The 21,843-nt window shown below is 72.4% G+C and carries 21 protein-coding genes; 11 read left to right on the forward strand and 10 right to left on the reverse strand.

Going from position 1 to position 21,843, the window contains the following annotated elements:
* Positions 1–185: 185 nt before the first annotated feature.
* Positions 186–1,226: a hypothetical protein gene (locus tag ACMXN5_RS40585; protein WP_439679899.1), complete on the forward strand. Its 1,041-nt coding sequence runs from the start codon at positions 186–188 to the stop codon at positions 1,224–1,226.
* A gap of 105 nt (positions 1,227–1,331) precedes the next feature.
* Here ACMXN5_RS40585 and ACMXN5_RS40590 read toward each other — a convergent pair whose 3' ends face one another.
* Positions 1,332–1,820, reverse strand: coding sequence for a beta-class carbonic anhydrase (locus ACMXN5_RS40590; protein WP_395796127.1), 489 nt, complete (start codon positions 1,818–1,820; stop codon positions 1,332–1,334).
* A 273-nt stretch (positions 1,821–2,093) separates the two neighbouring features.
* Complete coding sequence (locus ACMXN5_RS40595; RefSeq protein ID WP_439679900.1) at positions 2,094–2,756, reverse strand: hemerythrin domain-containing protein; 663 nt, start codon at positions 2,754–2,756, stop codon at positions 2,094–2,096.
* A gap of 108 nt (positions 2,757–2,864) precedes the next feature.
* On the opposite strand from ACMXN5_RS40595, the gene ACMXN5_RS40600 reads away from it, so the two are divergent.
* On the forward strand, positions 2,865–3,305 hold the full coding sequence (locus ACMXN5_RS40600; RefSeq protein WP_439679901.1) for a hypothetical protein: 441 nt from the start codon (positions 2,865–2,867) through the stop codon (positions 3,303–3,305).
* Between the two features lie 95 nt (positions 3,306–3,400).
* Here ACMXN5_RS40600 and ACMXN5_RS40605 read toward each other — a convergent pair whose 3' ends face one another.
* Positions 3,401–3,829, reverse strand: a complete 429-nt coding sequence (locus tag ACMXN5_RS40605; RefSeq protein WP_395796130.1) for an OsmC family protein — start codon at positions 3,827–3,829, stop codon at positions 3,401–3,403.
* A 228-nt stretch (positions 3,830–4,057) separates the two neighbouring features.
* Between ACMXN5_RS40605 and ACMXN5_RS40610 the strand changes: the two genes are divergently transcribed.
* Both ACMXN5_RS40610 and ACMXN5_RS40615 read left to right on the forward strand, forming a co-directional pair.
* The gene (locus ACMXN5_RS40610; RefSeq protein WP_439679902.1) at positions 4,058–4,837 is read left to right on the forward strand and encodes an ABC transporter ATP-binding protein; all 780 of its coding nucleotides are present in this window, start codon (positions 4,058–4,060) and stop codon (positions 4,835–4,837) included.
* On the forward strand, positions 4,834–6,474 hold the full coding sequence (locus ACMXN5_RS40615; protein ID WP_439679903.1) for a hypothetical protein: 1,641 nt from the start codon (positions 4,834–4,836) through the stop codon (positions 6,472–6,474). The genes ACMXN5_RS40610 and ACMXN5_RS40615 overlap by 4 nt, the downstream gene beginning before the upstream one ends.
* A 143-nt stretch (positions 6,475–6,617) precedes the next feature.
* Here the strand turns inward: ACMXN5_RS40615 and ACMXN5_RS40620 are convergent, their stop codons facing one another.
* On the reverse strand, positions 6,618–8,171 hold the full coding sequence (locus tag ACMXN5_RS40620) for an MFS transporter (RefSeq protein WP_439679904.1): 1,554 nt from the start codon (positions 8,169–8,171) through the stop codon (positions 6,618–6,620).
* A gap of 491 nt (positions 8,172–8,662) precedes the next feature.
* Here ACMXN5_RS40620 and ACMXN5_RS40625 point away from each other — a divergent pair, with 491 nt between their 5' ends.
* The 5 genes from ACMXN5_RS40625 (at position 8,663) to ACMXN5_RS40645 (ending at position 16,382) form a co-directional block, all read left to right on the forward strand.
* The gene (locus ACMXN5_RS40625; RefSeq protein ID WP_439679905.1) at positions 8,663–9,550 is read left to right on the forward strand and encodes a sigma-70 family RNA polymerase sigma factor; all 888 of its coding nucleotides are present in this window, start codon (positions 8,663–8,665) and stop codon (positions 9,548–9,550) included.
* Positions 9,551–11,595: 2,045 nt separating this feature from the next.
* Positions 11,596–13,032: a GuaB1 family IMP dehydrogenase-related protein gene (locus ACMXN5_RS40630; protein ID WP_439679906.1), complete on the forward strand. Its 1,437-nt coding sequence runs from the start codon at positions 11,596–11,598 to the stop codon at positions 13,030–13,032.
* Between the two features lie 90 nt (positions 13,033–13,122).
* Positions 13,123–13,668: a GNAT family N-acetyltransferase gene (locus tag ACMXN5_RS40635; RefSeq protein ID WP_439679907.1), complete on the forward strand. Its 546-nt coding sequence runs from the start codon at positions 13,123–13,125 to the stop codon at positions 13,666–13,668.
* A 47-nt stretch (positions 13,669–13,715) separates the two neighbouring features.
* Positions 13,716–15,038 (forward strand): nucleotidyl transferase AbiEii/AbiGii toxin family protein, encoded by a 1,323-nt coding sequence (locus tag ACMXN5_RS40640; protein ID WP_439679908.1) that lies wholly within the window; start codon positions 13,716–13,718, stop codon positions 15,036–15,038.
* 111 nt (positions 15,039–15,149) lie between these two features.
* Positions 15,150–16,382, forward strand: coding sequence for a hypothetical protein (locus ACMXN5_RS40645; RefSeq protein WP_439679909.1), 1,233 nt, complete (start codon positions 15,150–15,152; stop codon positions 16,380–16,382).
* A gap of 69 nt (positions 16,383–16,451) precedes the next feature.
* Here ACMXN5_RS40645 and ACMXN5_RS40650 read toward each other — a convergent pair whose 3' ends face one another.
* A complete protein-coding gene (locus ACMXN5_RS40650) occupies positions 16,452–16,739 on the reverse strand; it encodes a hypothetical protein (RefSeq protein ID WP_439679910.1) in 288 nt (95 codons plus the stop codon).
* A gap of 288 nt (positions 16,740–17,027) precedes the next feature.
* On the opposite strand from ACMXN5_RS40650, the gene ACMXN5_RS40655 reads away from it, so the two are divergent.
* Positions 17,028–17,687, forward strand: a complete 660-nt coding sequence (locus tag ACMXN5_RS40655) for a hemerythrin domain-containing protein (RefSeq protein ID WP_439679911.1) — start codon at positions 17,028–17,030, stop codon at positions 17,685–17,687.
* A gap of 155 nt (positions 17,688–17,842) precedes the next feature.
* Here ACMXN5_RS40655 and ACMXN5_RS40660 read toward each other — a convergent pair whose 3' ends face one another.
* Positions 17,843–18,448, reverse strand: coding sequence for a short chain dehydrogenase (locus ACMXN5_RS40660; protein WP_439679912.1), 606 nt, complete (start codon positions 18,446–18,448; stop codon positions 17,843–17,845).
* Positions 18,449–18,484: 36 nt separating this feature from the next.
* Here ACMXN5_RS40660 and ACMXN5_RS40665 point away from each other — a divergent pair, with 36 nt between their 5' ends.
* Entirely contained in the window at positions 18,485–19,255 is a 771-nt protein-coding gene (locus ACMXN5_RS40665; RefSeq protein ID WP_439679913.1) for a MerR family transcriptional regulator, read from the forward strand.
* On the opposite strand, the gene ACMXN5_RS40670 is transcribed toward ACMXN5_RS40665, so the two are convergent.
* From ACMXN5_RS40670 to ACMXN5_RS40685, 4 genes are all read right to left on the reverse strand, one after another.
* Positions 19,207–19,947 (reverse strand): SDR family NAD(P)-dependent oxidoreductase, encoded by a 741-nt coding sequence (locus tag ACMXN5_RS40670; protein ID WP_439679914.1) that lies wholly within the window; start codon positions 19,945–19,947, stop codon positions 19,207–19,209. The genes ACMXN5_RS40665 and ACMXN5_RS40670 overlap by 49 nt on opposite strands.
* Positions 19,948–20,023: 76 nt before the next feature.
* Positions 20,024–20,815: an SDR family NAD(P)-dependent oxidoreductase gene (locus ACMXN5_RS40675; protein WP_439679915.1), complete on the reverse strand. Its 792-nt coding sequence runs from the start codon at positions 20,813–20,815 to the stop codon at positions 20,024–20,026.
* A gap of 219 nt (positions 20,816–21,034) precedes the next feature.
* Positions 21,035–21,391, reverse strand: coding sequence for an ArsR/SmtB family transcription factor (locus tag ACMXN5_RS40680; RefSeq protein WP_439679916.1), 357 nt, complete (start codon positions 21,389–21,391; stop codon positions 21,035–21,037).
* Positions 21,388–21,831 carry an SRPBCC domain-containing protein gene (locus ACMXN5_RS40685; protein WP_439679917.1) on the reverse strand — a complete coding sequence of 148 codons (444 nt, stop codon included), beginning with the start codon at positions 21,829–21,831 and terminating at the stop codon, positions 21,388–21,390. Before ACMXN5_RS40685 ends, ACMXN5_RS40680 begins: the two co-directional genes overlap by 4 nt.
* Between the last annotated feature and the right edge of the window lie 12 nt (positions 21,832–21,843).

Genomic DNA, 21,843 nt, shown 5'->3' on the forward strand with positions numbered 1-21,843 from the left:
TGGGACCGGCTGTCGTCGCCTTGTGGGGAAAACACTCGCCGGGTGGTCCTGGAAGGCACATGGAAGCGACTTGGAGGCGGCCCGGAGGGTGCGCGGGGAGCCGGCGGGGCCGGTCGGTGGGGGTGGGTGCGATTAAGGTGATCATGAAGGGGTTCGCGGGGTGGTTCGGCGAGGGGAGCGGGGACGTGGCGATACGGGACCAACTGCGGGGCATCGGCGGCGCGGTGGGCTCCGCGGCGGCGTCCGGGCGGGCCGCGGTGGGCAGTCGAATCGGGGCGGGTCGGGCCCGGGTCGCGTCGGGCGAGTGGGTGCACGCGACGCTGGACGCACTGCCTGCGCCGGACGCGCCCACCTTCGTGGCCTGGGAGTTCTCCCTCGGCGCGCTGGTGTGTCGGCACCCGAAGGTACCCGCGATCACCGCCCGGCCGCTGCGGTTGCTGGACGGCCTCGGTGCGATGCGGTTCGGCCCCGAGACGGTCGGCTTCGACGGGGAGGACATCCCGTGGGAGAAGGTCGTCCGGCTGACCACGCACGACGCGTTCGAGTCGATGACCACGGCGGCGCTGGACATCGAGGTGGACCGGATCCGCGAGGTGTTGCCGCCGTTGCCGGGGCGCAAGTGGGCGGTCACCAAGGTCGTGGAGGGGTTGCTCACCGTCGTCCTGGCCTCGCTGGAACAGGCCGACGACCGGCGCATCGACCGGGTGCCGGTGGCCTGCGAGATCACCTACCGCGGCCTGCTCGGCCGGGAACGCACGCTGCGGGCAAGCCTGTTCGCGACCGCGCTGCTGGCTCGGCAGACCGCCGTCGCGGAGAGCCTGGTGGCCACCGCGCGGGCGCACGGCGTCGAGGTGGTCGAGGCCGCCTCGGCGGGCGGCTCGGACGACGCGGCGGTGGCCGAGCGTACCCGTGTGCTGCGTGCCCGTACCGACACGATCGCCACGAAGCTCCGCGCCCAGCGCGAACAGGCCGAGGCGGTGGTGGCCGACGGCGAGGAGGAGCCGGACGGGGTGGAGGCGGCGCGGGGGATCGGCGACGGGTCGGCGGGCGGTGCGGGAGCGGGGCCGGGTGCGGTGGCCGGTTCGGCGACGGGCACGGCCCCGGCGCCTGCTGCGGGCACGCCCGCCGGTGTGGGTCCTCGGCGCGGCGCGGCGCCGCCGAACGGGCCTTCGTATCCCGCCCATCCGAGCGACGCCACCGACCCGACCGATCCGTTCGCCTGCTGAGCGTCGGGGACGCCGCGTCGAACCCTCGGGTGTTTCGTACGATTCCCCCCGGCCCGAGGGTCCGCGTGTGTTCCTCGGGCCCTCGGGCCGGGGTGGCGTCGTGGGTCAGACGACCTCGTTGAGTTTCCCGGTGGCCACGTCGAAGACGAAGCCGCGCACACGGTCCTTGTGCACGATGAACGGGTCGGCCTTGATCCGGCCGATCGACTGGCGTACGTCGGTTTCCACATCCGTGAACGCCTCGCTCGCCCAGGCGGGCTTGAGGCCGGTGTCGGCCGCGATGTCGGCCTTGAACCCGTCGTCGTCGAAGGTCAGCATGCCGCAGTCGGTGTGGTGGATGAGGATGATCTCCTCGGTGCCGAGCAGCCGTTGACTGATCGTCAGCGACCGCAGTTCGTCGGCGGTGATCACCCCGCCGGCGTTGCGGATCACGTGTGCGTCGCCCTCGGCCAGCCCGAGGATCGCGTACACGTTCAACCGCGCGTCCATGCACGCGACCACGGCGAGGTGCCTGGCGGGTGGGAGCGGGAGGGGACCGGTGAAGTTCTCGACATAGGCCACGTTGTTGGCCAGGAGTTCGTCGGTGACGGACATGTGGGGTCCTTCGCGCTGGGGAGTTGCGGGACTCACCCGATCCCGGCGCCCGAAGTGTCGTGCGAACCGGGCGGGTTCGGACGCGGAGCGGCCACGCGCGCGGCGACGACACGCGGCGTGGCCCACGGACACCACTCGTCGAACAGGCGGACGCGGCGCGTCGGCCAGAAGCCTTCGAGCGAAGTCGCCGCCATACCGGGCCCGTTCCCCATGAGGACAGTGAACTGAACGTGCCCGTGCGGCGCAAGCGCACACCCGTTCGGGGCGAGCTGCTCAGGAGGCCAGGGTCGATCGGTTGTGGGTGCCCCACAGGTTCCGGGCCGCGTAGGCCGGCTGCCACTGGTCCAGGTAGGTCGGGCGGATGGATTCCGGGAGTCGACCGAGGATGGTGGTGACCGTCTCGGGATCCGCCCGATCCAGCAGCCAGGGCAGGTAGCGGCAGGTGCCGGAGCCGATGCGGCGACCGTGTTCCACATCGAGTCGGTGCACCTGTTCGGCGCCGGCGACCGCGTCCAGGAGCGGCAGGACCTCGTCCTCCTCGTGGGCGAGGTGTCCGCGCAGCCCGGTGACCAGGCCGTCGAGGAGGTCGCCGAGCCGGGTGGGTCCCCACGCCGGGTCGGCCAGTGCCGCGTCGATCGCGTCCAAGAGCGGGTCGAAGGTGGCGTGCTCCGCCTCCATCACCGCGATCAGGGCCAACTCGTCGGGTCGGTGTGCGAGCCTGCGGCGCAGGAGCGGCCACAGGGCGGCGTCTTCGGCGTCGTGATGCACACGCAGGTAGCGCTCGAACATCTCCCACCCGCCCGCGAACCGCAACACGTGCCATGCCTCGTCCTCGCCGCGCGCGGCCAGGCGGGCGATCCGCTCCAGGTCGCGGCGCAGCGCGTCGTGGATGGCGAACGTGGTCGACATGTCGTGTCGAAAGGCCCTGTTGCGCACGGGATTCCTTGCTTGTGGCCGGGTCGGGTCGGGTGGCGCGGGGAGTCGGCCCTCGATCTCCGTGACTCCGCGCTCGTGTACCTCTTTGACGCGCGGCGACGGGGTGATGTGACCGGGCGATGTGTCCGCGATCCGGTGGCCGCCGCGTACACCGACCTCGCCCGCGAGGAACTCGCGCGCAAGCCGATGGATCGGGCCCAGTTGGCCGTGTTCGCGCCGAATCGGTGCTTTCGACCGGCCCCGAGGTCGGGCCGGTCGCCGACATCGGCTGCGTTCGCCGAGTTCCATCGGGTCCTGGCTCCGGGCGGCCGGTTGTTGCTTGCCTTCCAGGCCGGGGACGAACCGCTGTGCCTGACCGAGGCGTTCGGCCACGAGGTGTCCCTGGACTGCCATCGTCGGCACCCGGACACGATCGCCGACCTGCTCACCGCGTCGGGTCTGGTCCTGCACGCGCGGACGGTTCGTGATCCCGACCCCGGCGAGGGTGTACGTCCCACCAGGCATGCGTATCTGTCGGCCCGAAAGGCCGGACTCGATCCGGGCGCGTGAGCCGGTCGGGTCGGGATTGCGTGGTGCCGGGTTCGGTTGCCCCGCCGCCGTCCGGGATGTGAGCCCGGACGGCGGCGGGGGGATCGTGCTTCGGGTCAGCCCAGCGACGCGGTCAGGGTGATCTCCGTGCCGGGTGCCAGCAGCCGCGAGATGGGACAGTTCCGCTTGGTGACATCGGCGATCTTGAGGAACTCGGCCTCGTCGATCCCGGCGGCCACGACGGTGTTCTCCAGGTCGATCCGGGTCACGGTCGGGGCGCCGTCGACCTTGTCCAGGTGCACCTTGGCGGTGGTGACCACGCTCGTGGCCGGGAAACCCGCGTCGCCCAGGCCCTTGGCCAGGGCCATCGAGAAGCAGCCCGCGAGCGCCGCGCCGATCAGCTCCTCCGGGTTGGTGCCCTCGCCTTCCTCGAAGCGGGACTTGAACGAATAGGCGCCTTCCAGGCCGCCCTTACCGGTGCGCATGGTGCCGGCACCCTCGAGGATGGTGCCCTGCCAGTGTGCGGTCGCGCTACGAATAGTCATGGGACGACCCTAGCGGGTGACGATATTCGCTCCCGTGGACGTGGCGGCGGCCCGCCGCGCCCCACACCGCTTCGGACCCCGATGTCCTCCCGGTTTCCCGGCTTCCCCGGCCTGGCGTGATGTCCGATGGAGGGCGCCCGGGCGGCGCGGACGTCCCGCGTAGGCTGAGGGCCGTGCCGCCGGGTATCCGGTCGCCGGAACGAACGCCTCGAACGGAGGGGAAGCGCAGTGAGCGCCGACCACGACGCCGCGCTCCTCGTCCTCGACGAGGTCGGCCACCGCTACGGGGACCGGCCCGTGCTCGACGGGATCAGCGCGTCGATCCGCCCCGGGGAGTGCCTGGCGCTGATGGGCGACAACGGGTCCGGCAAATCGACGCTGCTGCGCCTGGCCGTCGGCCGCGAACGGCCCGCCTCGGGCGAGGTGCGCTTCGCCGGTGCTCCCGTGGACGAGGACGACCCGGCCACCCGCGCCCGGATCGCGACCGTGATGGATGTCGGCGCCCACTACCCGGACCTGACGGTACGTGAGCACCTGATGCTGGTCGCCGTCGCGCACGGGCTCGGCCGCGATGCCGACGACGTGGTGGACGACATGCTCGTCGAACACCGGCTCGGCGACCACGCCGACGTCTTCCCCGGCGGCCTGTCCTCCGGGCAGACCCAGGCGATGTCGCTGGCCGCCGCGTTCGTCCGGCCGCACGACCTGCTGGTCCTGGACGAGCCCGAACAGCGGTTGGACGCGCGGGCGCGGGCCGAGTTGATCGAACGACTGCTCGCACACAAGGCGGACGGTGTGGCGATCCTGCTGGCCACGCACCGCGACGACCTGGCCCGGGCGGTGGCCGATCGTATCCTGGTGCTGGACCGGTACGAGGCGGGGACGCCCGGGGACGGCGGGGTTGGCGAGTCGGCCGGCTCCGGTACCGCGCACCCGGTCGACGCGTCGTGTCCGGCGCCTCGGCCGCACGGGGGTGTCGGCGAGCCCGCGCCGCAGTCCGCGCGATGAGCGCCGACCCCGACTTTGCGGCCGTCACCTCGCGAACCCTGGCCCACCTCCACCGCGTTCGCCGCGCCGAGCGCGAACGGCGGCGCGGGCGAACCGCGTTCGCGCTGTACACGATCGGGTTGCTGGTCGCGATCTGGGGCGTGCCGTACCTGGTGGCCGGCCTGCACACCGCGCGGGCCGGCAGCTGGGACGGCCCGGCGGCCCGGCACGTGCTGGCGTCGCTGCCGGTGACCGCGCCGACCCTGGTCGCGCTGGTCCTGTACGCGGCCGCGCGCGACGCGCTCTGGCGTGGCCCGATCCGGCTCGACGGGCCGGCCGCGAGTTGGCTGCTGCCGCTTCCGGCGCTGCGCCGGCGGTTGTTCCGGCCCCGGCTGCTCGGGGCGATGCTGGTCTCGGGCGCGGCGGGTACGGCGGCCGGTGGCGCGGCGGGCTTCGTGTTGTACGTCCTGGGCGCCGATTCCTGGCCCGGGCCGACCGCCGGCGGCGCGTTCGCCGGGCTGCTCACCGGGCTCGGCATGGTCGGGGTCGGCGTGCTCGTGCAACGCTACGACCGCGTTCCGCTCCGGTACGCGGGGCGGACCCTGCTCGGCGTACGACTGGCGCTGCTCGTCCTGGTCGCCCTGTCCGTACCCGCGCTGCTCGGCTCCGGCACGGGGTGGATCGGCACGGTGGTGTCCTGGAGCGGCCCATGGGGGTGGGCGACCCAACCGCTCCTGGCCGCGACCGCGACCCGAGCGCCGGGATGGGCTCCGGCCGGTGTCCTGGCCCTGCTCGGAACCGCCGCCCCGCTCGGCCTCGCGTGGCGCGCGTCGGGCGCCATCCCCGCCGAGGGCCTGCGGACCCGGACCGCGCTGGTCGCGCGGGTGACCGCGTCCGTACTCACCCTGGACCTGCGCCAGGCCGGCACCGTCGTGCGCGGCGCCCGGACGACCCGCCGGCGGCGCCCGGTGTGGCGACTGCCGATCCCGCACGATCGCCGGATGGCGATCCCGTGGCGCGACGCGACGGCCCTGCTGCGCGCGCCGCGCCTGCTGGGATGGGCGGTCCTGTGGACCACGATCGCGGTGACGCTGACCGCCGCCGGGCCCGAACCGGCCACCCGACCTCGGGTGTTGCTCTGCGCACTCGCGCTGACCGGCGCCTACCTGGCGGTGAGCCGGCTCGCCGAACCCGCCCGCGTGGAGACCGACGACGTCCGGCGCGCCGGCAATCTCCCCTTCTCCGCCGGGGTGTTGGCGCTGTGGCACGGCGTCGTGCCGGCGCTGTCGGCGATCACGGCGACGGGTGTGGGCCTCGGGGTCTGTGCGGTGGTCGGGCGCTGGCATCCGGCGCTGCTGGTGCTTCCCGCCGCGGTGCCGGTGCTGACCGGTGCGGCATTGGTCAGCGCGTACCGGGGGCCGGTCCCCACGTCCGTGTTGTTCGGCGCGGACACCCCGATGGGCAACACCGCCTTGGCCCAGACCGCGCTGTGGTACCTGCGAGGGCCGCTGGCCGCACTGGCGGCCGCGGTACCCGCGCTGGCCGCGGCCTGCGCACACGATGGGCTCGCTCCGATCCCGCTCGCCTGCGTCCTCGCGGCGGCCGGCCCGATGGCGTGGTGGGCCCACTACACGGGCCGCCGGCTGCGCGCGGGCTGAGGGCAGTCCGGGTATCGGTCGAACACCCGGGGTATCGCTCGAACACCCGTGCTCGGCGCGGTCGTTCGATACGTCGAGGCGTCGCTCCGGGCCGAACTCGGTCCGGGGCGACGCCTCGATGGGAACTCCATGCTACTTGCGGGCTACTTCCGGGCGTCGATCTCGACCTCGGCCTCCGTCATCGCGGAGGTGACGTCCACGCTGCCCGCCGCGCTGGCCGGAGCCGCGCCGGCCGCCGGTGCCGGGCCGGAGCTCATCGCCGCCTGGCCCCGGGGCATCAGCAGCGCCGCGAAGAGCAACGCGACCACGCCCAGGATCGCGGCGGACAGGAACGCGTCGTGATTGACCGACAGTTGGGCCTCGTGCACCCTGTGCACGTTGCCCGCCGCCCGGGTCATGTCGCCGGCGAAGCCGCTGTAGGCGATGGTGGCGATCACCGCGAGGCCGAGAGCGCCGCCCGCCTCCTGGCTGGTGTTGATCAGACCGGCGCCCATGCCCGCCTCCTCCTCGCTGATGCCGACGAACGCGGCGATCTGGAGGGTGACGAAGCACATGCCGCAACCGAGGCCGAGGGCGATGAACGCGGGCAGGATGTCGACCGCGTACCGGCCGTCCAGCGGGGCCCGCCACAGCAGGAGCAGTCCCGTGGTGGTCACCGCGAGTCCGGCGATCAGCACCGGTCGCGCGGCCACCTTGGTGATCAGACCCGACGCGACGCCCGCACCGACCGCGACCGCGACGGCCAGCGGCACGTAGGCGAAGCCGGCCTTCATCGGCGAGTAGTCGTACACGTCCTGCATGAACAGGCTGGCGAAGAAGAACAGCGCGCCGAACATGCCGAACACCAGGATCGCGGACAGGTTCGCGGTCCGCATCGTCTTCAACCGGAAGACCCGCAGCGGCAGGGTCGGTGCCGCCGCCCGCGCCTCGATCGCCAAAAACGCGCCGAGCAGGACGGCCACGCCACTCAGGCTGCCGATGGTCCGAGTAGTGGCCCAGCCCACCGTGGTGGCCTCGCCGAGGGTGAAGATCAGCAGCAGCAGACCGGCGGTGAGGGTGGCCGCGCCGGCCACGTCGAACTTGTGTCCACGCTCTTCGGCCACGCTCTCCGGCAGCACCTTCGGGGCGAGGAGCGCGACGCCGAGTCCGATCGGCACGTTGATCCAGAAGATCCATTCCCAGCCGGGTCCGTCCGCGAGCAGGCCCCCCATGATCACGCCGACGATCGACGCGATGCCGGCGAGCGAACCCCAGATGCCCAGCGCCTTGTTGCGCTCGGCGCCCTCGGGGAAGGTGTTGGTCAGGATGGACAGCGCCGACGGCGCGATCATCGACGAGCCCAGGCCCTGGAAGCCGCGCGCGGTGATCAGCATCGTGCCGTTCTGCGCCAGGCCCGAGACCAGCGACGCGAGCGCGAACAGCACGAAGCCCGCCTGCAGTACCCGGCGACGGCCGAAGGTGTCCGCGAGTCGTCCGCCGAGGAGCAGGAAGCCGCCGAGGACGGTGCCGTACGCGGTGACGATGTAGTTCTGGCTCACCTCCGACATGTCCAGGCCGGTCTTGATCGACGGCAGCGCCAGGTTCACGATCGACACGTCGAGGAACACCATGAACTGGCCCAGGCACAGGAACGCCAGGATCGCTCCGGTGCCGACGCCGGGTCCGGATCGGCTCGTCGCCGAATCGGTGGCAGACATCACATTTCTCCTAAACCATGCGGAATCGGGTGATCGAGCGATCGGACGTCCGTGGCGATCGCGGTATCGGGTGTTCGAGGGCAGGTCCCACCCACGCCGGGCGGTCGCGGGAGGCAACCGGCCGAGCGTCGTCGCGGGGATCCGCCGAACCGGCCGCGTCGTACGTTCGCGTCGGTTCCGCCCCCGGCCGCTGGGGCCGGGACTCGTTCGTCACCGCCTTGACGGATCGCCGACGGCGAATGTGACAGCGGGGCGGAGGGCAATTTCCGAACGCGCCCGGGGTCGTCCCGACGCGCGGCCCGAGGGCCGCGTCCTCGGCCGGTGCTTCGGTCCTTCCCTCGGTCCGTCCCTCGGTCCGTCCTTCCGTCCCCGCCGTCCCTGCGCTGTCACATCGGCCCTGATCGCAACGTCATGGCTGTGAAGGTCGCGACGAGAACCGAGGACGCGACCGCAGGACGGGGATGGTGATGGTGATGGTGATGGTGATGCGGATGAACGAGCACGACTTTCTGGCCGAGCGCTTCGAGACGCACCGCGGCCACCTGCTGGCGGTGGCCTATCGCATGCTCGGCTCGCTGACCGAGGCCGACGACGCGCTCCAGGAGACCTGGCTCAAGCTCAGCCGGTCCGACCCGGACGAGGTGGACAACCTGGCCGGCTGGCTGACCACCGTGGTCGGCCGGGTCTGCCTGGACATGCTGCGCTCGCGTCGCTCACGCGGCGAGGAGCCGCTGGACCCGCAGGTACACGTGCCCGACCCGATCATCACCGGGATGGGCGCCGGCGACCCCGAGGAATCGGTCCTGATCGCCGACTCGATCGGCCTCGCCCTCATGGTGGTCCTGGAGACGCTCGCCCCCGCCGAACGGCTGGCCTTCGTCCTGCACGACCTGTTCGCCGTCCCGTTCGACGAGATCGCGCCGATCGTGGACCGCACACCGGCCGCGGCCCGCCAACTCGCCAGCCGGGCCCGGCGTCGGGTCCAGGGCGCGGCCCCATCCCCCGACGTCGACCTCGCCGTCCAGCGCGAGATCGTCGACGCGTTCCTGGCGGCCGTCCGCGGCGGCGACTTCGATGCGCTGGTCGCCGTGCTCGACCCGGACGTGGTGGCCCGCGCCGACGGCGGCCCCCTGCGCCCCGGCGGCTCGATCGTGCGCGGCGCGGCGGCGGTGGCCGGCCAGGCGCTCGCCTTCGCCCAAATCGCCGACAGCGCCCGCCCCGCCCTGGTCAACGGCATGGCCGGGGTGGTGGCCATCTCCGCCGGCCGGCCGATGTCGGTACTGGCCTTCGGCTTCGTGGCCGGCCGAATCGTCAGCCTGGACATCCTGGCCGACCCAGCCCGCCTCAGCCACTTGGACCTGACGGTCCCGGCAAGCTGAACGAAGGCCGACACGGGCGGGGTTGCGGGGAGGGCGGCGGGGGCGCGGCCGGCAGCGGGGGCGGGAGGGTGGTTGGGTTGGATTCCCCGGGTGGCCTTTCCGAGTGCGTCGCGTGTCTTCGGCGAGAGTCGCACTTCGGCTGCGGTGCGCCGGTGCGGGGCTGGTCAGAGTCGGTGGTGGGCCGCCGCCGGCGTGCGGGGCTCCAAGACCCGGGCTTCCCGACGAGACGAGCGCGTTGCTCGGCGAAAACCGGCCGGCAGTGAGGGAGCAGGAGAAGGCTCGGGTCGAGTCCGCCGGATGACCTTTCCGAGTGGGCCGGGCGTTTCCGTCGCGCGCTGCGCCTTGGGTTGCGGGTGGCCGGTCCGGGGCTGGTCAGAGTCGGTGGTGGGCCGCCGCCGGCGTGCGGGGTTCCAAGACCCGGGCCTCCCGACGAGACGCGCGCGTTGCTCGGCGAAAACCGGCCGGCAGCGGGGGGCGGGAGAAGGCTCGGGTCGAGTCCGCCGGGTGACCTTTCCGAGTGGGCCGGGCGTTTCCGCCGCGCGTTGCGCCTTGGGTTGCGGGTGGCCGGTGCGGGGCCGGTCAGAGTCGACGATGGGCCGCCGCCGGCGTGCGGGGCTCCGAGACCCGGGCTTCCCGACGAGACGCGCGCGTTGCTCGGCGAAAACCGGCCGGCAGCGGCGGGCAGGGAGGGCGCTTGGGTCGAGTCCTCCGGGCGGCCTTCCCGGGTGGGTCGGGGCGTTTCGGGAGTGTTTGGAGGGGAGTTGGGGTCCGAAACCGGATCGCGATGGGTGGTTGTGGGCTTCGAGCTTCGGTGACCTGCGGTTTTGCGGGGCCGGGGCGGAAAGTCGGGCGACGAGTGCCGGTTTCGTGCGCTCCGACCCCCTCAACGCCGCTGTAGAGACCAAAACCGCCCAAACGACGCCGACTTCGGACTCTGCGACCCCACAGAGGCCGCCGAGGAGACCGAAAGTGCCCAGCCGGCGCCGAAACCGGATCCCGAGGCACCTCGGACACTCCCGCTTCGCGCTGACCTGCGGTTTTCTCTCACGTCGAGACCACAGCACCTCAGGCCGTCCGGTTTCGTGAACTCCCGCCCCCACACGCCCACCGCACCTCGAAACGCCCTGCCCGACCCACCCGGGAAGGCCGCCTGGAGGACTCGACCCAAGGGCCCTCCCGCCCCCGCTGCTGGCCGGTTTTCGCCGAGCAACGCGCTCGTCTCGTCGGGAGGCCCAGGTCTCGGAGCCCCGCACGCCGGCGGCGGCCCACCATCGACTCTGACCCGCCCCGCACCAGCCACCCGGAACCACAAGCGCAACGCGCGCCGAAAACACCCGGCCCATTCGGGAACGCACGCCCTGCGAACCCAACCCGAGTACCACCCTGCCCGCCGCTGCGGGCCGCTTTTTCGCCGACCGACATGCCCGTCTCGTCGGGAGCCCCGGGTCTTGGAGCCCCGCACGCCGGCGGCGGCTCACCACCGACTCCGACCGGCCCCGGAGCAGCCCACGCAGCCAAGTGCGCAACGGGCGCCGGGAATGCCGGGCCCACTCGGGAAGGTTCCTCGGCAGTCTCGACCCAAGCCTCCTCGTGCTCGCCGCTGCCGGCCGGTTTTCGGTGCGCAACGCACCCGTCTCGTCGGGGGCCGGAGTCTTGGAGCCACGCACGCCGGCGGCGGCCCACCACCGACTCTGACCCGCCCCGGACCAGCCCACGCCAACCAAGGCGCAGCGCGCGCCGGAAACACTCGGCCCACTCGGGAACGCACGCCCGGCGAACCCCACCCGAGCACCCGCGCCGCCCGCCGCTGCAGGCCGCTTTTTCGCCAACCAGCACACCAGCCTCGCCAAAAGCCCCAAGTCTCGGAGCCCCGCACGTTGGCGGCGGCCGACCCGCCGACCCGCCGACTCGGGCCAGCCCCGCCCCGGGCGCCCCCCCGCAGCCAAACCCTCAACGCCCGCGTTCCCACCCCCAACCCCCCAGTGGTCAACGGCAGTCCGTTGTGAAGATCGATATCCGTCGTCGGGGTGGGTACGTTCCGCGGCATGAGATTTCTCCACGATCAGGTTCCGCCCCATGACCTCACCTACAGTGACGTCTTCCTCGTTCCGTCGCGATCCGGTGTGGGGTCGCGGCTCGATGTGGACCTGACCACCTCCGATGGGACCGGGACCACCATCCCCGTGGTGGTGGCCAATATGACCGCCGTGGCCGGGCGGCGGATGGCCGAGACCATTGCGCGGCGTGGTGGGCTCGCGGTGATTCCGCAGGACATCCCGGTCGATGTGGTCGCCGAGGTGACCGGCTGGGTCAAGCAACGCCACCTCGTGTACGACACCCCCATCACGATGTCGCCCACCGACACCGTCGGCGAGGCGATGAACCTGCTTCCCAAGCGGGCGCACGGGGCGGTCGTGGTGACCGAGGGCGGTCGGCCGGTGGGGATCGTGGCCGAGGCGGACTGCCTGGGGGTGGATCGTTTCGCGCAGCTCGCGCGGGTGATGTCCACCGAACTGCTCACGCTGCCCGACGGGGTCGACCCGCGCGAGGCGTTCGACCGGCTCCACGAGGGCCGGCACAAGCTCGCGCCGATCGTGGACGCCGACGGCCGACTGGTCGCCGTACTCACCCGCACCGGCGCGCTGCGCTCGACCCTGTACACGCCGGCCGTGGACGCCGCGGGCCGGCTGCGGGTGGCCGCCGCGATCGGCATCACCAACGACGTGGCGCACAAGGCGGCGAGCCTGATCGAGGCGGGCGTGGACACGCTCGTCCTGGACACCGCGCACGGTCACCAGGAGCAGATGCTCAAGGCACTGCGCGCGGTACGGGCGCTCGACCCGCCCGTACCGATCGTCGCGGGCAACGTGGTCACCGTGGCGGGCGTGCGCGACCTGATCGACGCGGGCGCCGACATCGTCAAGGTCGGCGTCGGGCCCGGCGCGATGTGTACCACGCGGATGATGACCGGCGTCGGCCGCCCGCAGTTCTCCGCCGTCGCCGAATGTGCCGCCGAGGCGGCGCGGTCGGGGCGACACGTGTGGGCCGACGGCGGCGTCCGGTATCCGCGCGACGTGGCCCTCGCGCTGGCCGCCGGGGCCTCGAACGTGATGGTCGGCTCGTGGTTCGCGGCCACCTACGAATCACCCGGGGACGCGTACCGCGACGGCGAGGGTCGGCTGTACAAGGAGAGCTTCGGCATGGCCTCGGCCCGCGCGGTCCGACTGCGCACCGCCACCGAATCCGCCTTCGACCGGGCCCGCAAGGCGCTGTTCGAGGAGGGCATCTCGTCCTCGCGGATGTACCTGGACCCGGTCCGCCCGGGCGTCGAGGACCTGATGGACTCGATCGGCGCGGGCGTGCGCAGCGCCTGCACCTACGCGGGCGCCCGCAACCTCGCCGAATTCCACGAGCGCGCGATCCTGGGCGTGCAGAGCCCGGCGGGCTACGCGGAGGGCAAACCGCTGCCCGAGAGCTGGTGAGCCGTCGGCGGCGCGAACCTCCGCCCCGGGAGCGCGCCGCCGAGGCACCCTCCGTACGAAACGGATTGACGGCCGGGTGACACTCTTGTCATGACGCACGCCACCCGCACCGGAACCTGGACGATCGTGCCCACCCCGGTCGACTCGCCCGAGGCACTCGCGCTGCATCGCGCGTACTACGTCGAGGTCAGCGACCGCTACTACCGGTTGCACGAGGGCCGCGACTCCACCCCCGCCGAGATCGAGGCGGGCCTCGCCGAGACCACGCACGACGATCTCGTGCCGCCCGCCGGGGTGTTCCTGGTCGGCCGGTACCGCGACGAACCGGCCGCCTGCGCCGGAGTGCGGCTGCGCGCCGACGGCGCCGCCGAACTCACCCGCGTCTTCGTCCGCCCCGACATGCGCGGCACCGGCGGCGGCCGGCGCCTGATGGCCGCCGTGGACGACGCCGCGCGGGCGCTGGGCGCCGAACGCATCATGCTCGACACCCGGCTGGACCTGATCGAGGCGCGCACCCTGTACACCAGGACCGGCTACGTCGAGGTGCCGGCGCACAACAATTGCCAATATGCGGAGATCTGGTACGCCAAGGACCTCACCGTCGACGGCGCGCCGGAGCCGGCCGATCCGGCCTGAGTACACGGACGGGGGCGCGGCGGCGGAGACGACGAGGGGGAGCGGGCATGACCAGCGACCAGGACGACAACTGGTACAACCTCGGATGGGGGCCGTGGGACGAGCGGTTGGCGCTCCCGCAGGGACCGCCGAGCGAACAGGACCGTGAACAACAGGAGTTGCCCCGCACGCTGCTGGCGGCGACCGGCCCCGGCCTGGTGCAACGCGCCGTGTTCGACCCGGCGTTGAAGCAGTACGCCAGCGCGATGCGGGCCGGGGAGCCGCAATTTGCCGCGCCCGAGGCCGCCGAACGCTGGCACACCGCGCGCCGCCGCGCGATCGACCACGCGCTCGCCGCGATCGCGGAATCCCGGTGGGCCGAACACCTGGTGCTGCGCGGGAGCATGCTGCTCCGCGCCTGGTACGGCGACGCCGCCCGGGAACCCGGCGACCTGGACTTCGTGGTGGTCCCGGCCACCTGGGAACTGGCCGAGCCGCGCACGGAGCGGATGTTGGCCGGGATCGGGCGCGCCGCCGAGGCGCACGCGCGCGCGGCGGGCGAGGTGCGGATCGACGCGGCCGGCGCGGTCGACGACGAGATCTGGACCTACGACCGTGTCCCGGGCCGACGGCTGGTGCTGCCCTGGCAGGCCGACGGCCTGCCGTCCGGGACGGTGCAACTCGACTTCGTCTTCTCCGAGACGCTGCCCTCGCCGGCCGCGTACACCGAGGTGCCCAGGCACGACGGCACGGGCGGGCACCGGCTCCTGGCCGCCACCCGCGAGCAGTCCCTGGCCTGGAAGTTGTTGTGGCTGATCGCCGACGCCTACCCACAGGGCAAGGACCTGTACGACGCGGTCCTGCTCGCCGAGTCGACGCCGCTGCGCGCCGAACTGCTGCACGCCACCCTGGTCGCGGCGGAACCGCACTGGGCCGGCCGGCGGGTGGGGCGCGGCGCGCTGGTCGACCAGGACCCCGACTGGAGCGAGTTCGCCAAGGAATACCCGCATCTCGGCGGCTCGACCGAGGAGTTCATGGAGCGCCTGCTCACCGCACTGGCCCCGGTCTTCGCCGAGGAGGCGGGCGAGCCGGCAGTCGACGGCTACGCCTGGCGACTGCGGTGGCTCGCGCCGCTGCTCCCGGACGGCCGGCGCGAGGCGGCACACGGCGGGATGCCGGCGCTGGCCGGGTGGCTGCGCAGCCGCGCCCTCGGCCTGACCGAGAGCATCGTGGTGATCCGCGAGGTGGTCGGCCCCGAGCGCTGCACACCGGAACAGGCGGCGGCCGCGTATGTGGCGGAACTGCCGTACGGGTCGAGCCAACTCGGCTACTACGAGCGTAATCCGGACGTCGTGCGCAACGCGTTGGAGGCACTGCGGGAAGAGGTCTGACCGGCCGAGCATCCCCCGGCTGCCCGGCTGCCCGGCTGCCCGGCTGCCCGTCCGCCCGTCCGCCCGTCCGATTGTCGAATCGCTCGGATCACCGTTCAGGAAGGACCATCGGTGAGCACCATCGAACCGTCCGTGGTCAAGGCCGTCTTCACGCTGGCGGATGCCGCCGTCGTGCCCGTGCTCGTCGACCGGCTCGGGGACGAACTGGGCCCGGCACTGCGCTCCTTGCCCAGTGTTCCTGGGGCGTTGGCCGACGCCGACCCGGCCGCTCCAGCCGACCCGGCCGCCCCATCCGTCCCCGCCCCCGCCGACCCCGCGTCGCACGATCCCCTCGCTCGGGCCGCCCGGACCGACCTCACCGCCGAGGAACTGGACGCGCTCCTCGACCTGGACGACCCGCTCGTCGACGCCCGCCTGTTCGCCGGACCGGTCCTGGACCGCACGGAACGCGCCCGGCTGCTCGCGGGTGTGCGTCGTGACGGTACGGTCGGCCCGGTGCCCACGGCGCTCACCGACCTGCTGTGGGCGGCCGAACTGGGCCGCTGCGCCCGGTGGCTCGCCGCCGGGATGGCCTCGGGCGACGCCGAGGTGGCCCGGATCGTGGTCAACCGCCTGCCGCTGCGCACCGAGGCGGGCCGACTGCGGCTGATCCTCGGGGTCTGGGCGCGGCACGGCCGGGACGAGGTGCGCCGGATACTCGCCGAGGCCCACTTCCCGGCCGAGGCGCGGGCCGAGATCGAGGAGGCCCTGGGTCGCCACGACGGCCGCGCCGTCCTCGACGCGCGCTTGGCCGAGTCGGAAGTCCCGGAGCACATCGTGGAGTTCCTGTGCGCCGGCGACGACTCCGAGCAGCCCGACCGGGTCGACGGGATCCTCGACGACGGCGGCACGATCCCGTGGCCGGAGCTGATCCGGGCGCACCGAACCACCCCGCTGCCGGCCGCGCTGCATGCGCGGCTGGCCGAACTGCCGGACTGCCCCCACGAGTTGCTGATCGCGCTGCTGGCCGAGGGGCTGCCGCGGTCGAGCCGCGACGACCGACCGTGGCTGCACACGGCACTGGTCGCCGGCCGACTGACCGGCGCCGACGTACTGGACCACGCCCGCCCGGCGGCGGTGGCGTTGTCGATCCTCGCCGGCACCGACGGACGTACGTCCCCGGACCGTTGGGCGTCGGGCGCGCCGCGTGCCCGGGCGTACCTGCTGGCCGACCGCTATCTGGGGGCGGACGTGGAGGCGTGGATCGTCGCGCTGCGGCTGTTCCCGGACTTCACCGGCACCATCCCGGAACTCCTGGCCACCGCAGGCGCGGTGACCGGGGACCGGGCAGGGGCGGTCGGCTGATCGACGGCCGGCCCGGCTCGGGTGGGCCGCCGAGCGCCCGCCGGCGTCCGGCGTCCCGCCCGCATCGTCTCACCGACCAAACGAGTGCCCGGCGGAGACGGCCGTCGGCGCGCCGTCCGACTCCTCCCGATCCCGCTCCGCTTCCGTCTCGGCGCCGAGCAGGACGAGCTGCTCGTGCCCGTCGAGCAGGTCGTGCGCCCGCTCGGCGGCGGGCGTCCAGGACCCCCGGCAGGAGATCGGCGCGTCGCCGGCCCGCACGTGTCCGGGATCGTCGTGCCGCCAGACCGCGTGCGTCTCGGTCACCGCGACCCGACGCCCGCACACTCCGCAGGTGCCTCGTGGGCGGTGTGTGTTCATCCCCCCATGATGTCCGACAGGACGGACACCACCGCCCCGACCGGCCCGGCCCACCGCCCCGACCGGCCCGCCGCCCCGACCGAGGCCCCGAAAAAATATCCGGCCGCGATCGGTCACATTCCCCGACTCGGATCCGTCAGTGAGGTGTCGGGCGGCAACGAGCCGCCGACCACGAGCCGACGACAACGAGCCGATCGGACCGGCGACGGCACCCGGCGACAACGCCGCGGGGCCGCGCATCGCCGCGCGCCGCAGCCGAGGTCGGCAGATCGCGAATCGGAGCACAGCATGACCGGCAAGTCCTTCAAGAACGATATGTCGATGATGTTCATCTTCCATGATGCGCTTCGTCGCCAGCTGGAACAGATCGCGCGGATCACCGCCGAGGCCACGGACGATCCCCGGGTGATCCTCCAGGCGTCGGTCGGCTGGGAGCTGTTCAAGCGGTACCTGCACGTGCACCACGGCGCCGAGGACGACGTGTTGTGGCCCGCGATCCGGTTGGCCACGCAGAACCTGCCGAACCAGCTCGCGGTGATCGAAGCGATGGAGGCGGAGCACGCGATCGTCGACCCCGGCCTGAACGCCGTCGACGCCGCGCTGGCCGACCGTGAGGGCGGCCCGGAACGCCTGGCGATGATCGTCGAGCGTCTGGTCGGCGGCCTCGGCGGACACCTCACCCACGAGGAGGACGAGGCCCTGGCGATCGTCGACGAGCACTGCACACCCGAACTGCTCCGGCGATTCGGCGCCGAGCACCAGGTACGGATAGGGCCGGGCACCCCCGAATACCTCCCCTGGCTCCTCCAGGGCGCGAGCGACGAACACATCGCGATCGCCCTCGGCGTGCTGCCCGAACCGGTCCGCGCCGCCTACCACGCCGAATGGAAGCCGGCCTACGCCGCCCGCCACATCTGGGGCCCGAAGAACGGCTCCACCGCCGCATGACCCACACCCCGCACCAATGCCGCAGCCCCCCGAGACCCATACCGCACCGGCCGGGCGCGGTTCCGGATCACGGCGGCGATCCGGACCCCCACCCGGCCAGTGCGGTACATCAACGCCAACGGTGCCCGGACCGTCGTACGCACCACGCCTGTCGGCTACCAGCCCACGCGGAACGTCTGCCCCGTCTGCACGCCCTCGATCGAGCGTCGGTAGGCGAGTGCGGCGGCGGACACGTCGACCGGCGGAAAACCGGGAAAGATCGCGTCGTATGCCTCGGCGGATTCGGTGAACACCGTCGGGCTGACCGAGTTGATCCGCAACCCGCGCGGGAGTTCGACGGCCGCGCCCCGAACGAACGCGTCGACGCCGCCGTTGGCCATCGAGGACATCGATCCGGTGCGGACCGGCTCGCCCGCCAGGATGCCGGTGATCAGCGTGAACGAGCCGTTGTCCGCGACCGCGTCGAGGCCGCGACGGACCAGTTCGATCTGTCCGAGCAGCTTGTCCAGCGCCGCGCTCACGGTGTCCTCCCGTGAGAGGTCGCCGATCTCCTTGAACGGCACGCTGCCGGCGGTACAGGCGACCGCGTCGACGCGGCCGACCCGTTCGTACATCGCCGCGATCGACGCCGGGTCGGTGATGTCCACCGCCACGTCGGTGCGCTCCGTCCGCGACGCGGTGACCACGTCGTGTCGGGTGGCGAGCAATGTGGTGACTGCGGCACCGAGAGTGCCGGTGGCACCGACCACGAGAACCTTCACGACGACCTCCGACGCGGGAAACGAACGAATACCGCTGTGATCCTCGCCGGTTCGTCGGGGATGGGCAAACGACGGATACGACCGGCCCGGGAGGTCCGAGCGGTAACCGCCGAACGACGCGTCGGCGAAGGGCGGTGCATAGGTACGGGCACGCAGTCGTACCGCCTCGGGCCGCGCATCCACGGCGTCGAGGCGGGCGAGGAGGGCGAGGAGGGCGAGGAGGACATCGTCGGGTTCGGTGGTCGGCGCGGCGGGGCCGGCGTCGGGGCCGACCGGTTCGTACTGGTCATGCCGACCACCGTGCGACTCAATGACGACATGAAGTCAACCCCCGATCCCGGACCGACCCTCGCTATCGGCGATACGGCCGCCCGCTTCGGACTCGCCGCACACGTACTGCGCCACTGGGAACACGTCGGCCTGCTCCGCCCCGACCGCGACGGAGCAGGCCGCCGCCGCTACGGCGAGGCCGACGCCGAACGGATCGCCGTCGTCCTGCGCGCCAAGGAGGCCGGCCTGCCCCTGGACGACATCGCGGCCCTGCTCGCCGACGCCGACCCGCACGCCCGCCGAGCCACCCTGCGCCGCCGACAGACCGCCTTGGCAGCCGAACTCGCCCGCACCCGCACCGCGTTGGACCTGGTCACGTGCGCCCTGTCCCGCACTCACGACGACCTGACCCACTGCCCGTACTTCCGGGAGGTGCTCACCGACGCCGGCCCGGGCGCGGGCCCGGGCCGGCTGTCACGAGGCATCGCTCAGATGTTGAACCCCCCGTCCACTTCGATCGCGGTGCCGGTGATGTAGTCGCCACCCGGACCGGCCAGGTACACGACGGTGCGGGCTATCTCGTCCGTGGACGCGAAGCGCCCGAGCGCGGTGTGGCCGCGCACGCCCTCGGCGTTCGGGCCGTCGGCGGGGTTGAGGTCGGTGTCGGTCGGGCCGGGCTGGATCACATTGACCGTGATCCCGCGCGGACCCAGGTCCCGGGCCAGGCCCTTGGTCATGCCGACCACCGCGGCCTTGCTCAGTGTGTACAGGGTGAAGCCCGGGAAGATGGTGCGCCCGGCCACGTTGCTGCCGATGGTGATGATTCGGCCGCCGTCGACCATGTGCGCGGCCGCCGCACGCGAAGCCAGGTACGGGGCACTCACGTTGGCCGCGAGCGTCTCGTTCAGCTCGGCCGCGCCCAACTCCTCGATCGGGCCGAGCCGGAACACCGCCGCGTTGTTCAGCAGGATGTCCAGCCGGCCGAATGTGGCGGCCGTCTCGTCCACGGCCGCGACCACCGCGTCCGTGTCCACGCCGTCGGCGCGGATCGCCAACGCCCGTCGTCCCAGCGCCTTCACCTGCTCCACCACACCGGCCGCCGCGTCGACATCGGACCGGTAGGTGAACGCCACGTCGGCTCCGTGCGCGGCCAGCGCCCGCACCGACGCGGCCCCGATGCCTCGGCTGCCACCGGTGACCAACGCGATTTTTCCTTGGATCTCGTTCATGTCCCCAAGCCTGGCCGACTCCCCTCCGCGGAGCCGGCGGAAAACCGCCTTGGCGTTTCGCCCGCTCCGACCGGCGTCAGACGTGTTTGATCATGCCCCCGTCGATGAGGTGTTCGCTGCCGGTGATGTTGACGGGTGACGCCAGGAAGGCGATGAGCTGCGCGACCTCCTCCGGGGCGGCGAGGCGGCCGGTGGTGACACCGCTCGCGTTGATCAGCTGCTCCACGAACACGTCGTGGGCAAGGCCCTGTTCCCGCGCCATGCGGCCGACGAAACCGTCCGGGTCGGTCCACACCCCGGTGCCGACCGGCCCGGGCGATACGGTGACGGCGCGTACGCCCTGCCCGCCGAACTGCTCGGAGATCACCTTGGTGAGCGCGCCCAGCGCGGCCTTGGAGACGTTGTAGTCGGCGGGACCGGCGCCGGCGGCACGCGCGCCGGTCGAGGAGACGTTGACGATCGTGCCGTTGCGCTCGATCAGGTAGGGGAGCGCGGCGCGGACGGCGCGCAACGCGCTGTAGAAGTGCAGGTCGAATGTGTGCTCCCACGCTTCGTCCGGCAGTTCGAGCAGGTTGAACCGGACCCCCTTCGCGAAGTCGTCGGTATCGCCCACCCCTACGTTGTTGACCAGCAGGTCGATGCCGCCGAGCTCCGCCACGGCCCTGTCGATGAGCCGGCCCGGCCCGTCGGGCGTGGTGAGGTCGACGGTCACGGGCACCGCCTCGGTCTTCTTCAGCTCCGCCGTCATGGTGCGTGAGCCGGTGACCACGCGCATCCCCTCGGCGAGCAGGGTGCGTACGACGGCGAGACCTATGCCTTTGCTGCCGCCGGTGACGACGGCCGTCTTACCGGTGAGTCGAAGATCCATGGGAGGTTCTGCTCCTTTCGCCGCCGCAACGAACGTTGCGGCGCAGGCGAGTTGCGAGCGTCGTACCGCATCGGCGGCACGGCTCGGAAGACATGGGGATTACGTCGAACGCCGGGCCATGAAGGGGCCGCAGGGCGGCAGGACCCCATGGCCGCGCGGCGAAGGCGGCCAGGCGGGAGTCGGCTACGTACTACCTACACACACATGCTCCGAGGGGAGCTAACGCTCTTCCCGCTCGGGTGCCTCGGCGAGGCGCTTGATCATCGCCAACCGCTGATCCCAGTCGGCGGCGAGGGAGGCCATCCAGCGTGCCGTCGCGTCCAGGGCCGCGGGCCGCACCGTGTACCGCACTTCGCGCCCCACGCGGGAGCCGGAAACCAGTCCGGCGCCGTCCAGGACGGAAAGATGTTTGACCACCGCCTGGCGCGAGATGGGCAGCGCGTCGGCGAGTGTGGTCGCGGTCGCCTCGCCCTGTGCGGCGAGTACGGCGAGCAGTTGACGTCTGGTCGGGTCGGCCAGCGCGACCAGGACACTGTCGATCCCGTCGGCGGGGCCGCGACCTTCCGCTGCGGTCACCCGGCCGGTTCCGCGCGGCCCTTGACCACGTCGAACACCTGGGGCCAGCCTTCGGCGTGGAACCGGATCGTCCGGTCGCGCCGCTCGTCGGACATGTTCAGCGCGGCGAACCCGCTCTCGACGACACGAAGTCGTGTCTTGTCGCCCTCTGTGCTCAGCGTGAATTCGACCAGGGTGCTGTTGTCCGCGCGCAATTCCTCGCCCGGGAACGCGCCGGCCCAGCGATAGGCCACATAAGTCGGCGGTTCGACCCGCTCCACACGCACCGAGACCTCACCCAGGTTGGGGTTCTTCGCGAGCATCGACACACCCTCCCTGGCCACGGTGCCTGCCACGCTCGCCTCGTCGGCCACCCAGAATCCGGGCACGGCCACGAGCGACCATACTCGCTCCAAAGGCGCATCGATCAACGTATCGCGTTCGATCCGGTCTTCACTCATCGCGCTTCCCCC

The organism is Embleya australiensis (assembly GCF_051903075.1).
Taxonomy (GTDB): domain Bacteria; phylum Actinomycetota; class Actinomycetes; order Streptomycetales; family Streptomycetaceae; genus Embleya.

What these genes read in the sequence shown, in the direction of transcription:
- ACMXN5_RS40590 (WP_395796127.1), bottom strand. Translation starts at nt 1,820, where the DNA reads ATGTCCGTCACCGACGAACTCCTGGCCAACAACGTGGCCTATGTCGAG.
- ACMXN5_RS40605 (WP_395796130.1), bottom strand. Translation starts at nt 3,829, where the DNA reads ATGACTATTCGTAGCGCGACCGCACACTGGCAGGGCACCATCCTCGAG.
- ACMXN5_RS40615 (WP_439679903.1), top strand. Translation starts at nt 4,834, where the DNA reads ATGAGCGCCGACCCCGACTTTGCGGCCGTCACCTCGCGAACCCTGGCC.
- ACMXN5_RS40620 (WP_439679904.1), bottom strand. Translation starts at nt 8,171, where the DNA reads ATGTCTGCCACCGATTCGGCGACGAGCCGATCCGGACCCGGCGTCGGC.
- ACMXN5_RS40625 (WP_439679905.1), top strand. Translation starts at nt 8,663, where the DNA reads ATGAACGAGCACGACTTTCTGGCCGAGCGCTTCGAGACGCACCGCGGC.
- ACMXN5_RS40630 (WP_439679906.1), top strand. Translation starts at nt 11,596, where the DNA reads ATGAGATTTCTCCACGATCAGGTTCCGCCCCATGACCTCACCTACAGT.
- ACMXN5_RS40635 (WP_439679907.1), top strand. Translation starts at nt 13,123, where the DNA reads ATGACGCACGCCACCCGCACCGGAACCTGGACGATCGTGCCCACCCCG.
- ACMXN5_RS40640 (WP_439679908.1), top strand. Translation starts at nt 13,716, where the DNA reads ATGACCAGCGACCAGGACGACAACTGGTACAACCTCGGATGGGGGCCG.
- ACMXN5_RS40650 (WP_439679910.1), bottom strand. Translation starts at nt 16,739, where the DNA reads ATGAACACACACCGCCCACGAGGCACCTGCGGAGTGTGCGGGCGTCGG.
- ACMXN5_RS40655 (WP_439679911.1), top strand. Translation starts at nt 17,028, where the DNA reads ATGACCGGCAAGTCCTTCAAGAACGATATGTCGATGATGTTCATCTTC.
- ACMXN5_RS40670 (WP_439679914.1), bottom strand. Translation starts at nt 19,947, where the DNA reads ATGAACGAGATCCAAGGAAAAATCGCGTTGGTCACCGGTGGCAGCCGA.
- ACMXN5_RS40675 (WP_439679915.1), bottom strand. Translation starts at nt 20,815, where the DNA reads ATGGATCTTCGACTCACCGGTAAGACGGCCGTCGTCACCGGCGGCAGC.
- ACMXN5_RS40685 (WP_439679917.1), bottom strand. Translation starts at nt 21,831, where the DNA reads ATGAGTGAAGACCGGATCGAACGCGATACGTTGATCGATGCGCCTTTG.